Annotated in this window: 12 protein-coding genes; 10 read left to right on the forward strand and 2 right to left on the reverse strand. The window is 41.9% G+C overall.

Annotation, left to right across the window (positions count from 1 at the left end; genetic code table 11):
* Nucleotides 1-128: 128 nt before the first annotated feature.
* The gene (locus OCU50_RS08185) at nt 129-1,391 is read right to left on the reverse strand and encodes a DUF945 family protein (RefSeq protein ID WP_060467928.1); all 1,263 of its coding nucleotides are present in this window, start codon (nt 1,389-1,391) and stop codon (nt 129-131) included.
* 183 nt (nt 1,392-1,574) lie between these two features.
* Between OCU50_RS08185 and OCU50_RS08190 the strand changes: the two genes are divergently transcribed.
* The 3 genes from OCU50_RS08190 to OCU50_RS08200 all read left to right on the forward strand — a co-directional run bounded on the left by OCU50_RS08190 (nt 1,575) and on the right by OCU50_RS08200 (nt 4,780).
* Nucleotides 1,575-3,518, forward strand: a complete 1,944-nt coding sequence (locus tag OCU50_RS08190) for an ATP-binding protein (RefSeq protein WP_060467929.1) — start codon at nt 1,575-1,577, stop codon at nt 3,516-3,518.
* The gene (locus tag OCU50_RS08195; RefSeq protein WP_060467930.1) at nt 3,511-4,008 is read left to right on the forward strand and encodes a response regulator; all 498 of its coding nucleotides are present in this window, start codon (nt 3,511-3,513) and stop codon (nt 4,006-4,008) included. The genes OCU50_RS08190 and OCU50_RS08195 overlap by 8 nt, the downstream gene beginning before the upstream one ends.
* Nucleotides 4,009-4,237: 229 nt before the next feature.
* Nucleotides 4,238-4,780, forward strand: coding sequence for a hypothetical protein (locus OCU50_RS08200; RefSeq protein ID WP_060467931.1), 543 nt, complete (start codon nt 4,238-4,240; stop codon nt 4,778-4,780).
* 131 nt (nt 4,781-4,911) lie between these two features.
* Here OCU50_RS08200 and OCU50_RS08205 read toward each other — a convergent pair whose 3' ends face one another.
* Nucleotides 4,912-5,493, reverse strand: coding sequence for a TfoX/Sxy family DNA transformation protein (locus OCU50_RS08205; protein ID WP_060467932.1), 582 nt, complete (start codon nt 5,491-5,493; stop codon nt 4,912-4,914).
* 355 nt (nt 5,494-5,848) lie between these two features.
* Between OCU50_RS08205 and OCU50_RS08210 the strand changes: the two genes are divergently transcribed.
* From OCU50_RS08210 to OCU50_RS08240, 7 genes are all read left to right on the forward strand, one after another.
* Entirely contained in the window at nt 5,849-6,769 is a 921-nt protein-coding gene (locus OCU50_RS08210; protein WP_060467977.1) for an HDOD domain-containing protein, read from the forward strand.
* 54 nt (nt 6,770-6,823) lie between these two features.
* Nucleotides 6,824-7,729, forward strand: coding sequence for a LysO family transporter (locus tag OCU50_RS08215; protein WP_060467933.1), 906 nt, complete (start codon nt 6,824-6,826; stop codon nt 7,727-7,729).
* 174 nt (nt 7,730-7,903) lie between these two features.
* Nucleotides 7,904-8,431, forward strand: coding sequence for a hypothetical protein (locus tag OCU50_RS08220; RefSeq protein ID WP_060467934.1), 528 nt, complete (start codon nt 7,904-7,906; stop codon nt 8,429-8,431).
* 118 nt (nt 8,432-8,549) lie between these two features.
* The gene (gene panP / locus OCU50_RS08225) at nt 8,550-10,193 is read left to right on the forward strand and encodes a pyridoxal-dependent aspartate 1-decarboxylase PanP (RefSeq protein WP_060467935.1); all 1,644 of its coding nucleotides are present in this window, start codon (nt 8,550-8,552) and stop codon (nt 10,191-10,193) included.
* A 359-nt stretch (nt 10,194-10,552) separates the two neighbouring features.
* Complete coding sequence (locus OCU50_RS08230; RefSeq protein ID WP_017057557.1) at nt 10,553-11,407, forward strand: MurR/RpiR family transcriptional regulator; 855 nt, start codon at nt 10,553-10,555, stop codon at nt 11,405-11,407.
* A gap of 449 nt (nt 11,408-11,856) precedes the next feature.
* Nucleotides 11,857-12,120: a GrxA family glutaredoxin gene (locus OCU50_RS08235; protein ID WP_009847069.1), complete on the forward strand. Its 264-nt coding sequence runs from the start codon at nt 11,857-11,859 to the stop codon at nt 12,118-12,120.
* 201 nt (nt 12,121-12,321) lie between these two features.
* Nucleotides 12,322-14,004, forward strand: a complete 1,683-nt coding sequence (locus OCU50_RS08240) for an aspartate:alanine antiporter (RefSeq protein WP_017057558.1) — start codon at nt 12,322-12,324, stop codon at nt 14,002-14,004.
* Nucleotides 14,005-14,091: the final 87 nt, after the last annotated feature.

Genomic DNA, 14,091 nt, shown 5'->3' on the forward strand with positions numbered 1-14,091 from the left:
CAATTAATACCATGTTTTCTCCAACATAAAAACAACAAAAGAGGTCTTAAGACCTCTTTTGTTTCGTACATTATCAAATGTTTAACTTAACCCGCTAGATCACCCACCAGTAATAAGCTCAACTGTTTTTATTGAACAAAAACTGGCATAAGAAGTGCGATTAATGGGATTTCTTGTCCATTTTCAAACACTAGATTTCCATTTTCTAATTCAGCGCTGATTTCATAGCCACTATCGGTTTCCTTGATCATTTCCATCACAATCAATTCATCGATACCCTCACGGATGAAGGGGTACTCTTCAACCAGTTCATATGAGAAGCTCGAGTGAATATTTCCCGTCAATGCTGGCAGAATTGTCGAAGGGTTATTGCTAATGTTCTCTGTCCCTTCAGGTACGCTAACCAACCAGTTTGATTGAAAATCCCCCTTGCCTAGAGCTAATGACATATTATTCATTGAGAGGTCGAAACCTTTAGCAAACAATATATCGATAAATGGAATGATCTTCGAAACGTCTTCTTGAGTCAAAACAGGACTCGATTGGTAGATCTCAAAAATTTTCTCAAACGACTGACTATCCAGTTTCGACATTTCAAAATCGACGTTTAGGTTATTGACTTGCCCATCATTGGTTTCAAGATTCTCGACACCCAACTTCAAGTTACTGCGCAGTCGCTTAGTCTCTTCATCTAAATGAGATTCAAAGTCGTACTGTGAGTTTTCGATGGTCATGAACGGTTGCATGGTTGAATCTGAAACCAAAAATCGCTCTACAGCAAAGCTCTGTGAACCCAACCAGTAACCTTGCGCTTGTTGGCCAGAGCCAGTGCCCTTGAGATTTGACAGTGTCGCTTCTTCACCTGTTTCAAAATCAATTTGAACAGAAGGAACAGAAAGCGTGTAATCAACCTGACCTAACACGGTAGCATGGCCAGATAACGTAGACTTAGTGACGGATACAGACGTACCATTTTCACCAGAACCTTGGTGGTTGAACTGGTCTAATTCAAAATTAAAATCTGTATTGCCGTTGAGTTCAGTGCTAGTCGTCAGAGTTAGAGGCAAGGTTTCTAAGTTCTCAAACGTCGACAACGCATTCAGACTCACTAAACCGTGGCTAACCGAACTGTTGACCACGAACTCACTCGGCAGTCCATCAAGCGCTAGTTGCTGCTTCAGGTTATCATCGGTCACTGTTAGGCGAGTCTTAACATTAGAAGACAAGTATCCCCTATCGTATTCGACGATTTCAGCCTGAATACTTGAATTGTTAAGTTTTGCGACACCATCAGTAATAGCATTCTGCCCAATTTGCCCAACCGCCAACGGCCAACAAAGTGCCAATGAGATTGCTCCGCCAATTGCACCAATTTTTCTTAACTGTTTCATGAGTTCTCTTCTACGCTAGTCTGTTTTTTTTCAGTCTAACCCATCAGTAGCCAACAAGGAACATTGAGTTAAATCAGTCTATTGCTAGATACCTCAACTCCCTCAACAAATTAACGTCTAGCTCTCATCCTTATTCAATAGTTCTTGTTAAGCTAAAAGCATCACTACTACAAAGGTTGAGCTGTGAATCAATACGCTGTTATTTGTTTGGACAATAATCCCGTTAGCATTGAAAGAATACATTCGGAGTTAGCTCCGCTGTCTTCGGTATTCGACATTTATACTGCCGAGAACATAGAAGATGCGTATCATGCATTACAAGATATCGGTGACAATCACCAGACAGTTGCCCTAGTTATTACTCATCATCACTCTCATTTTAATGGCGTACAATTTCTTATTGAAATTGAGCAACTGCCTCACTGTAGTATCGCAAGAACAATATTAATCAGTGCTTCGTCAGAGATTCAATCAATTCTGACCGCGGTGAATGAAGGTCGGCTCAACCACTGCCTGACCAAACCAGTTCAAGATAAAGTTCTATTCAAATCAGCACAAAAAGAGCTGACTTCTTTTGTAATCCAATACGACTCCGAAAACCTCCTATCCTACAGCGACACGTTAGACCAACAGCGTTTATTGAGAGCTCACATCGAACAAAAAATTCATTCGTTCCAATCCGGATTTATCCACGATTATCACCAGATTTCAGACAATGCCCTAGCAGAGCGCGTCGTCAGTGCCTTGCAAGATATATTCTCTATCGAGGATAAAACCAAAGCTATTCGGGAGTACTCGCCGGAACATTTACTTACTGTAGAAGGTGAAGACAATTGCTTTTTATGGTTGATCATTGAAGGTCAAGCAGCGCTCTACAAAAAGGATGAGTTAGGACAACAACGAGAAGTAGTACGACACTCCAAAGGCAATATTGTCGGTGGTATGTCTTTTGTGACTGGTGAACCTTCGTTCTCTACAGCGATAACCCTAACCCAAACACGAGTGATTAAGCTTGATAAAGATAGCTTTGCTCAGGTTATGCACTCAAATAATACCCTACTGCCGCTATTTACCAATCTGCTGTTGCGTCACTTCAATCGACGCTTACAGAGAAGCATCACTAATAAGATCAAGCTACAGCAAACGTTGGAGTCACTGGAGTCAGCCCACCAGCAATTGATTGAAAAAGAGAAGATGGCGATGCTGGGACAACTTGTCGCAGGTGTTGCTCATGAGCTGAATAACCCGATTGCAGCGATCTTGCGAAGTATTGAAACTCTGTCGGAACATCTCGACCATATACTCGAAAATTCATCACTTCCAGAGTCAAATAGAGGTACTGATGTATTAACGTATTCAAAGCTAGCGAAGCCACTATCTACGGCGCAAGAAAGGCTGCTTGTAAAACACCTTACATCGACTATCAATGATCGCGCTTTGGCAAAAAAAGCCGTGAGGCTCAACCTAAGTCAAGATTTTACGTTTTTAGACACTCTGAAAGACGCCCCTATTGCAGGTAAAGAGCTACTTAATGACTTAGAGCACTACCACTATGTTGGGAATTCTATTCGCTCCATCCAAGTGTGTAGTAAACGTATTGCCGATATGGTGAAAAGCTTAAAAAGTTATGCCCGCGAAGATAATGAAATTCATCACTACGCGGATATTCATGAAGGGCTTGAAGATACGTTAGTGATTTTTGAAAACCGACTCAAGCATCACAAACTCGAAAAGCACTATGATACAGACTTACCACCTTTGTTATGCCAATCGCTTGCGCTGCAACAAGTGTGGACTAACCTAATCTCCAACGCGCTCGATGCTCTTTCTGGCACTGGTAAAATTACCATTACCACTTCTCGACAGGAAAAAGGCGATGATAGCTTTTTAGTGGTTAGAATATCGGATACCGGGCACGGTATCGCCAAAGAAGACATCAATACTATTTTCACCCCAAACTTCACCACCAAAAAAGAAGGCAACTTTGGTTTAGGGATTGGGTTGTCCATTTCACAACAAATCGTTTCGGCTCATCAAGGATTTATGTTGGTGGAGTCTGAGGTAGGAAGCCATACCACCATGCAAGTGTGGCTTCCGTTCAAACAAAAAGGAGCACCTCATGAATAAGTACCTAATTTTATGTGTCGATGATGAACCAGAAGTTCTCAATAGTGTCCTTCAAGATCTGGCTATGTTTGAAGAAAACTTTATCGTTGAAGGTGCTGAATCGGTAGATGAAGCCAAGCAAGTGATTGAAGAGATGGCTCAAGACGGCATTAAACTCGCCTTAATCTTGTGTGACCACATCATGCCAGAAAAAACCGGAATCGACTTTCTCATAGAACTCAACCACCAAGATTCAACTAAGGCTACACGAAAGCTTTTGCTCACAGGGCAAGCAGGCCTTGAAGATACGGTGACGGCTATCAATAATGCGGCACTTGATTTCTATATCTCTAAACCTTGGCAAGGTGATCAACTCAGAGACACCATTACTCAGCAACTAACCGATTTTGTAATCAAAAACGACGAACAACTGTTAAACTGGACTTCCATCTTAGATACAGAACGTATACTCACCTCAATGTCGGATAAACGCACAAGTTTTGGTGAATAGCATTTAGAATTTGATGGTTAGCTTTCAAATTAAAGAGAATAACGCCATAAATATGAGATCTCAGTTGCAGAGTATCACTAAAAGTGATTGTTTTTTATTCGAATAACAAATGATTGGCATTTTTATGGATTACTTTTCCGTGAGTTAGATTAAACTGTCTTGATGTTTATGGTTTGCCTGATTTTTCTCAAACCAAAGGAATTAACACTAATAAAGGTTTACGATCGTTATGCGCAAAATACTACTTACTACCGCTATGCTATTGGCTTCTAGTCAAGCGCTAGCTGTCGATGAACAACCACAAGTAATGAGCAACTTCAGCTACGATTACTTCGAAGCTCGTATCGGTGCTAGCCCAGTTACATTTGGTGGTGCGTTCAGTAAGTCAATCCATCCGAATGCTCACGCTGTAGCGCGTATCGATTCAGAATTTGAAGGCGATTACGACTCAGCTGTCGGTCTTGGTTTCCACGCACCAATCAACAACTGGGCAGATCTAACAGGTGAAATGCTAGCGCGCATCGTTCAGCCTGAAAACTCAAGCTCTACTGATATCGGTATGGAGATCAACGTTGGTGTTCGCCAATGGCTTGGTCCACAACTAGAGGTTGGTGGTAAAGGTGGTTACGTTTCTATCGATGACAACGATGATTGGACAGGTTCTGTTTACGCACGTTTCCACTCTACAGAACTATTCTCTATCGGTGCGGAAGCGCGTATCAACGACTTCTACGGTGATCAGCTAATGTTCACAACTCGTTTCAAGTTCTAAGACTTAACGAGACAGCTCCTATGAGTACTTACTTTTCTTATTAGGAAGGTTAAGACAGAAACAAAAAAACCGAGGACATTCCTCGGTTTTTATTTATTTACAGTAATCTTAAGCATATAAGGAGGGTTTCTTTAATGGCAACTCTTTAATAATTGCTGCTTGCGTGGCTCTTGCAACAGTTTCCAATGGATACCATCAATTGCACCCGCAAATTTCCAAAGTAGTTTTAAGTCAACATCATTTCCGTATGCTTTGCGAACCTTATTAAATACTTCAGGCGCCCCCAACTGCATAAACATTGAAACATCATCCACACCAGCCTTTTTCACCATACGTTCTAGTGTAAGTTGCATGTTAGGCAGATCTCTTAATCTGCGGCTCGCTGAAGATTTTTTGAAACTACGTTGCTGTATTGAATTATCGATTGAAGTACGAATAATGCTATCCAATTCAGGATGTTCACATGTAAACAGGTCAGTAATATCGTAATAATTTACCGTTGCTATTGTCTGTTTTTTTACATGGCGATATTTTTCACAATCAAGGTCCGTCAGTTTTTTATCTAATGAACTACCACCTCTAATGAATAAACAACCTCCTGTTAACAAAGCGAACATAGCGTCATTTTGAAAAAGGCCAATACCTCCAAACATAGAACGTTTTTGATGTTCGCCAAATTGATTCACGTAATTAATAAATGCTGTCTCTGTCATTTCTGTTGATCCTTAATCAAATAACCCCGATTAGGTTGATCACCAGACAAGCAGCTTTTTATGCGAAAAATTTAAATCTATCTATTATAGTTAGGTGAATATTATAGTTGCGTTTTCCACCTTTAAATAAATGATACTTTGAAAAGAAAAATAAGTCTGGACCTAGTTCACATCAATCCATTATGCATTCGCTTTAATCATGATTGACATCACAATAATTTATCAAGCTAAGCTTGAATCTTGACGTTCGGTGATACATCGGTTCAAGTTTCTGGAGTTTATATGATCCAATCAGTATTGCCTCGCAGCATCGCGGCTTGTAAAATGGTATGACATACATATGGTTACTTCTTATATGAATCATTTATCGTTTTTCTGGCTACCACAAAATAAGGCTCTTCTCTTAAAGGGTCTGGAATCAGAGTTTGCTCAACTTGTTGGACATTCTATCTCAGCGGGAAAAATAACACTTCCTCCTATCCCTAACGTTGTACTGAAGATTCAAAAGCTGTGTACCCTTGAATCAACGGGGATTAGCGAAGTTGCCGAGTGCTTACTTGAAGATCCAGGCCTCACTGCTATCGTGATTCGTGTTGCTAACTCAGTCGTCTTTAACCGACGCAACATTACTTGCGTCGATATCATGACGGCGGTATCGCGTCTTGGCATATTAAGAGTACGAGACATCGTTACTGCACAGGCTATTGAACAACTCAAGCATTCCGTGGATCTAAGTAAAGAGTGTAATCAGTTGTTGGTTCAGAGTGCTTCTGTATCCAAAGAGCTAGGCGCCACTATGGTACTGGTGACTAACGGATTCAAAGCGCTTTCGCCTGTTGAATATGGCTACCTTGAGCACGAGAAATCATTGCTTGTTGGGTTACTGGCCGACATCGGCTTGTTCTGCTTGGTTAATGAATACCACCTATATCTCGAAAACGGCAACTACCTAGACCATGATATTGCCCTACAGATCTTCCAAGGCCAATGCTCTGCAACCAGTAAACTGGTACTTAATCGTTGGGGTTTTGACAGTGATTTCATCGATGTGTGCAGTAATACAATCAATCAACAAGAAGCACGTGAAGTCTCTTACTTAGATATCGCGCGAATCGCAAGCCACTTGCTGATGTTCAGAAATAAGGATGAGAACATCGATGATCACGAGGTTGAACTGAACGTGACGGGTGCAGAAGTGCTTTATCAGTTAAGCAACTTGAGTAAACATGATTTTAATGCAAAGCTAAACGGCGTTATCAACACTAGCGGCTTCTAAGTGACTAGTAATTGCTAAATAAGTGCAAGATGAAGTAAATGCAATGGGGAAAGCATGTTTACAGGGATGATCTTTATATTTGCGCCACTTGTCGTGGGGTATCTGTTTTCTATTTCAAACGCTCAAACGCTAGAATTTATTAACCGCTCAACATCACGTTTGATCTACGTGATTCTGGCGTTAATGGGACTAAGCTTAGCCGCCCTTGATAACCTAGGCAGTAACCTGCAGACAATTCTTCTTTATACTGTCACTTTCTTTGTCTGCTTAAGTGTTTGTAACCTAATGGCACTGCCCGCTATTGATAAGTTGCTGCCACTCAAAACCGACAGTAGCAAGCAGAAGCTTCCCCTCTCTTCTATGGCGATGGAGTCGGCCAAGCTGATCTTGGTAGTGGGCTCAGGTCTTATTACAGGTTTAGTACTGCCTATCGGCCTTGACTGGGTAGATACAGCAAGTGAGTGGATTTTGTTTGTACTGCTGTTCTTTATTGGCATTCAGCTGCGCAATAGTGGACTAACACTTCGACAGATCTTACTCAATAAACACGGTATGGTCATCGCTGTTACAATCATCATAACCTCAATGTTAGGCGGTGTTATTGCGGCTTACCTATTGGATATTCCACTGTTCAAAGCTTTAGCGATGTCTTCTGGGTTTGGTTGGTACTCTCTGGCGGGTATCTTAATGGGTGACGCGTTTGGCCCGGTTTATGGCGGAGCGTCGTTCATGCTAGAGCTATTGAGAGAGTTGGTTGCGTTAGTGTTGATTCCAGTATTGATTCGCAGTTACCCATGCACCTCTATTGGCTATGCAGGCGCGACAGCAATGGACTTCACCTTACCTGTAATTCAAACAACAGGTGGCGTTCGATGCGTCCCTATCGCGATTGTCAGTGGCTTTATATTAAGCTTACTTGTCCCTGTTTTGATGTTGTTCTTTGTATCTCTTGCTAACTAGATCGCAGGAATAGCGTTTGTTTTAGATTAGAATGCGTCTCGAATACCGATGCCCAAGACACCATTACAGTTACCGAAATAAAAAGACACTAAGTGTCATTGTTCAACAAATAACGTTCACGGTACTCTGTAACGACAAAGTTATAAAAAGAATAAACTCACAAAAGGAACCACTATGAAACGCCTTTGCGTCGCATTACTGCTAGCTACAACTTCTACTTTATCTTTTGCAGCAGATTCAATGTCTGAGACAAATCAATGCCAAGCAAAAAAATATGATGCATACATCGATGCTTCTTTAGGTTGGTATGCTGATCTTGCTGCATTAACTTCTGAGCAATACCCAGAACTAACAGAAGTAAGTGAGTGGTTCCTAGAAGGTCGTAAGCACCACTTTGAGCTTAACCGTGCTGCGGTAAATTATTATCTCGTGAATGATTCAAGCAAAGTAGCAACCGCACAGCCTGTTGAAGGTTGGTTGCAACTCGAACAGCATGACATAAAGACGCTCTCAAAACGTGATGATGAGCTTGGCCAAATTGCGAAAACGACGTTCGACGACCGCCAATCAACGCCTCATGCTCAAAACTACGAGCTACGCTCAGCATTTGCAGAACTGCTTAGCCACCCTAAGCAAATCGACACAGCGCTTCAACGCTACAACCAGTCGATTGCTAAGCTTGAAGCGATTAAGTGTAAATAGCCCCTCACCCAATAGGCTCTTGTGAGAAGTTGGATTTCATAATTAAGACGGGACATTGTTCCCGTTTTCGTTTAGATTATTCCGCTCGCGTCAATATTAGAAAAATAACTCGCTTGCTATGGTTACGGAACAAAAAACAGCAGATGTTAGCTTCGACAGTCTTCTACGTATCTTCACGGTACCGGAAGGCCCAGATTCAACACTCACTCAAATTGAAGACAAACTTTCACGAAACCTGAATCAATTCTTACGTGAACATATTGTGGCTGAAGAAAAGCCGCTGCGTGAAATTGAGAAAGATTTTTCAAATGCTCATATCCCAGAGCAACCTGAGTTTGTTTCAGAACATACTGAGCATCTCCTAGATTCTCTCGTATCTCATTCGGTACATACGTCGTCGCCAAGTTTTATTGGCCACATGACGTCTGCGTTGCCGTACTTCCTGATGCCGCTTTCTAAAATCATGATTGCGTTAAATCAAAACCTAGTAAAAATAGAGACCTCCAAAGCTTTCACTCCCTTAGAGCGTCAAGTTCTGGGTATGCTACATCGCTTAATCTATCAAGATAACGACCAGTTTTATTCCCATTGGATGCACAGTGCAAACCACTCTTTAGGTGCGTTTTGCTCTGGTGGTACCATCGCGAACATTACGGCGCTTTGGGTTGCACGTAATAATGCTTTGAAAGCTCAAGGTTCGTTCAAAGGTGTCGAAAAAGAAGGCTTGTTCAAAGCCATGAAGCACTACGACTATGAAGGCCTAGCCATCTTAGTCTCCGAACGTGGTCACTACTCTCTGAAGAAAGCTGCAGATGTGCTTGGTATTGGCCAAGAAGGTTTGGTATCGGTTAAAACGGATAACGACAACCGTATTTGCACTGACGATTTGAGACTCAAGATCGAGCAACTTAAGCAGAACAAGATTAAACCCTTCGCCGTGATCGGTGTGGCAGGTACAACCGAAACAGGCAATATCGACCCACTCAAAGATATCGCTGAGGTGTGTGCTGAATCAGGTTGCCACTTCCACGTGGATGCGGCTTGGGGCGGTGCGACCTTGATGTCTAACAATCATCGCCACCTGCTTGATGGTATTGAACTGGCTGACTCAGTCACGATAGATGCTCATAAGCAACTTTATATCCCTATGGGTGCAGGCATGGTTTTGTTTAAGAAGCCAGATGCGATGACGGCGATTGAGCACCACGCTCAATATATCTTGCGTAAGGGTTCTAAAGACCTAGGTAGCCATACTCTAGAAGGCTCTCGATCCGGTATGGCGATGCTAGTATATGCTTCAATGCACATTATTAGTCGACCTGGTTATGAGCTACTTATCGATCAAAGCATCAACAAAGCACGCTACTTTGCCGACCTGATTAAAGAACAAAGCGATTTCGAGTTGGTATCAGAACCAGAGCTTTGCCTACTAACTTATCGCTACATACCTGAATCAGTAAAAGCTGCACTGCTAAAAGCGGAACCAGAACAACGCGTAGCACTGAATGAGTTGCTTAATGAACTCACCAAGTTTATTCAAAAGAAGCAACGTGAAACAGGCAAATCTTTTGTATCTCGAACTCGCTTAAACCCTGAAGTTTGGGCACATCAACCGATCATCGTTTTTCGCGTAGTGTTAGCGAACCCATTAACGGGCAAGGAGATTCTTTCTTCCGTGCTTGAAGAACAGCGTGAAATCTCTAAACTAGCGCCTAACTTAATGGGCAAAATCACCAAGCTCGCCATGCAAATAAACGCATAGTCATTCAATTTTAGTTGCATCAAATTGAAAATTTCTTTCTTTTTGATGTAACTAAGCTGTCAGTTCATACTCAAATTGCATTCTTTTTGCTCAAACTCTCTTCCAATTCTGTAGTTTTCTAAAATTTTGTTGAGGTTTGTCATATTCTTAAGCATTCGTGCCGTGTTTTTGTATTAGTAAATAGTATGTTGGGTTTATACTGACTCTACGGTGCTAGTTAGCTTGATATCTATTTGATGCAGCAGTATTTACAATACTAAATATAAGTCTGGTTTTGTCATTACTGATATTTGTTTCAGCCATACCCCCTGGTAAAAGATATTAACTGGCAAGTTGTTCTCTATACCCTTGTGAACACTATGAATACATTAGAAAAAATACAAAAAAACCTGGAAAATTTCAGCAAGTCTGAGCGTAAGGTAGCCGAAGTAATCATGGCTTCCCCTCAAACTGCAATTCATTCTAGCATTGCTACCTTAGCTAAAATGGCTGACGTGAGTGAGCCTACAGTTAACCGCTTCTGTCGTCGTTTAGACACAAAGGGGTTCCCTGACTTCAAACTTCACCTCGCTCAAAGCTTGGCGAACGGTACACCTTACGTGAACCGTAATGTTGAGGAAGATGATGGCCCAGATGCTTATACCCATAAGATTTTCGAATCGACGATGGCTTGTCTGGACGTAGCTAAAAACAGTCTAGATGCGATGCAAGTGAACCGTGCGGTTGACTTGTTAACTCAAGCAAAACGAATTTCGTTTTTTGGCTTGGGTGCCTCTTCTGCCGTCGCGAAAGATGCTCAAAACAAGTTTATTCGTTTCAATATCCCCATTACGTGTTTTGAAGATATCGTGATGCAACGAATGAGCTGCATTAACTGCAGTGACAACGACGTCATCGTACTTATCTCTCATACTGGCCGTACAAAGAGCCAAGTTGAGATCGCGAATCTAGCTCGTGAAAACGGTGCAACCGTTATTGCTATCACAGCAAAAGATTCTCCTTTAGACAAAGCAAGCTCGCTTTCGATTTGTCTGGATGTTCCAGAAGACACTGACGTTTATATGCCAATGGCAAGCCGTGTTGTCCAAATGACGGTTATTGATGTGTTAGCGACAGGCTTTACGCTTCGTCGTGGCTCTGGTTTCAGAGAGAACCTAAAACGCGTTAAAGAGTCACTGCGTGATTCACGTTACGAGAAATACTCTCAGTTCTAAACGGCTAAGACAGGAACTGAACACAAGTTGAACTAAATAACGGAGCCTAGTGCTCCGTTTTTATTGGTTTTAATAGCGCTTACACGAGATGAATCAACTTTATACAATTAGGTAGTCGAACTGTAACCCTTCACAGTCACAAGCGCTCTAATGTAAACCAGTAACCAATAGCACTTTGCAGCCATATTGATTAAACAGAGACAATGCTGATCCATCTCCAAAAATAACCTTTGATGATGGAGCATCATTCATGGAAAACAACCACCATCTTTTTTATGAACATTATTTGCTCTGATAGACAAAACCTATTGTATTAAGAGGCAATTCCATCTTTATTTCCCTAATGCATTAAGGCATAGTTGGATTCAAGAATTTTGAGTCATATTCATTTAAGAATAGTTGACGTATTTTAGGTTAACGAGCCTCATCCCGTATTTAGGAGAAATGAAATGTTTGTAGTTATTTTTGGTCGCCCTGCTTGCCCATTTTGTGTCCGCGCAAAAGAGCATGCTGAAACTCTTAAAGCTAAGCGTGATGACTTCAACTATCGTTATGTTGATATTCATGCTGAAGGCATCAGCAAAGCAGACCTAGAAAAAACAGTAGGTAAGCCAGTAGACACAGTGCCACAAATCTTCATCGATCAAGACCACATTGGTGGTTGCACAGAATTTGAAGCATACGCAAAAGAAAACCTAGGTCTTTTCGATTAAGACTCTGTTTAGTTATAACTAGTTTTCTAGCATATTTCTCAGCCCGCAATTGTTTGCGGGCTGTTTTATTTCTGACCCAAGCTAAGTAGAAGTAAATTTAAAGTAAAAAGGCAAAATACCGCTTATAATTTATTTATATTTAGATACAATTCACCTCTGTAACTTACCCCTGTGTTCCACGCCAATTATTGAGCGACCACTGTGAATATCGACGTTGTTTTTTTGCTAGAACAAAACCCTATCCTTCTCATCTTTGTTGTTTTGTCGATTGGCCTTGCCATTGGCAAAATTCGGTTTGGTAGCCTCCAACTTGGCAACTCTATAGGTGTGCTTATAACTTCCCTGATCATGGGGCACCTTGGTTTTTCCTTTAACGCAGACGCTCTCACCATAGGTTTTATGCTCTTTATCTATTGTGTAGGTATTGAAGCAGGACCAAACTTCTTCGGTATATTCTTCAGAGACGGTAAACATTATCTCATTCTAAGCCTCGTGGTGCTTTCTACCGCGATCGCCTTAACCTACTTCAGCAGCCACTACCTTGGTCTTGGGTTTGGTTTATCTGCAGGTATGATGGCGGGAGCCTTGACTGCAACACCAATCTTAGTAGGAGCTCAAGACGCTCTGAATTCCGGGCTTGCAGAAATACCAAGGAACATGGATTTAGGCCTGATCATTGAAAACCTTTCTGTCGGTTACGCAATGGCTTACTTGGTTGGCTTGATCAGTATGATTATGTTCGCCCGTTTAATTCCAAAGCTTCAGAAAGTAAACCTGCACGATTCAGCAGAGCAAATAGCTCAAGAGCGTGGCCTGGGTTCTTCAGGGCAACGTAAGGTTTACCTTCCAATTATTCGTGCTTACCGTGTGGGACCAGAACTTGTTTCGTGGACAGGCGGTAAGAACCTGCGTGAGCTGGGTATCTATCGTCAAACTGGCTGTTACATCGAGCGTATTCGCCGTAATGGTATTCTTGCCCACCCTGATGGTGATGCCATTCTGCAAGAAGGTGATGAAATTGCTTTGGTTGGTTTCCCAGACAGCCACGCGCGTCTTGACCCGAGCTTTCGTAACGGTAAAGAAGTTTTCGACCGTAACCTTCTTGATCTTCGTATCGTAGAAGAAGAGATCGTCGTTAAGAGTGACAGTATCGCGGGTAAACGACTGTCGGACCTCAATTTGTCTGAGTATGGCTGTTTCTTAAACCGAGTAGTGAGAGCTCAGATTGAGATGCCAATGGACTTAAACATAGTGCTTTCCAAGGGTGATGTATTACAAGTCAGTGGTGAGAAAAGTCGAGTCCATGGCTTAGCGGAGCAAATCGGCTTCATCTCAATCCATAGCCAAATGGCAGACTTGATGGCTTTCTGTAGCTTCTTCATTCTGGGTATTTTATTCGGCTTAATCACAATGACATTCGGTCAGGTTTCATTTGGGTTAGGTAATGCTGTAGGCCTCCTTCTATCCGGTATCATGCTTGGCTTTTTAAGAGCTAACCACCCTACTTTTGGTTACGTTCCTCAAGGGGCGTTAAACATGGTCAAAGATCTTGGCTTGATGTTCTTTATGGTTGGTATTGGCTTAAGTGCTGGTGGAAAGATGTTTGAGCACATAACTCAAGTAGGCCCTCAGGTGATCGGTATCGCACTCATAGTGAGTGTACTGCCAGTTTTCTTCGCTTACTTAGTTGGCGCTTACGTCTTGAAGATGAACCGTGCTCTGCTATTTGGAGCCATCATTGGTGCACGAACCTGCGCTCCGGCTATGGACATCGTAAATGGCCACGCTCGTTCAACCATTCCAGCACTAGGTTACGCAGGGACTTACGCGATAGCGAATATTTTGATGACCCTAGCAGGTACTTTCATCATCATCATTAGCTAGCGCCTACTGCTTTAAAAACAGCCCAGCTTAGATATTTCAAATGCACTAATTCATATTTGGATTAGTGCATTTTTTATGACTAGTTTC

It is taken from the genome of Vibrio toranzoniae, from assembly GCF_024347655.1.
Classification (GTDB): domain Bacteria; phylum Pseudomonadota; class Gammaproteobacteria; order Enterobacterales; family Vibrionaceae; genus Vibrio; species Vibrio toranzoniae.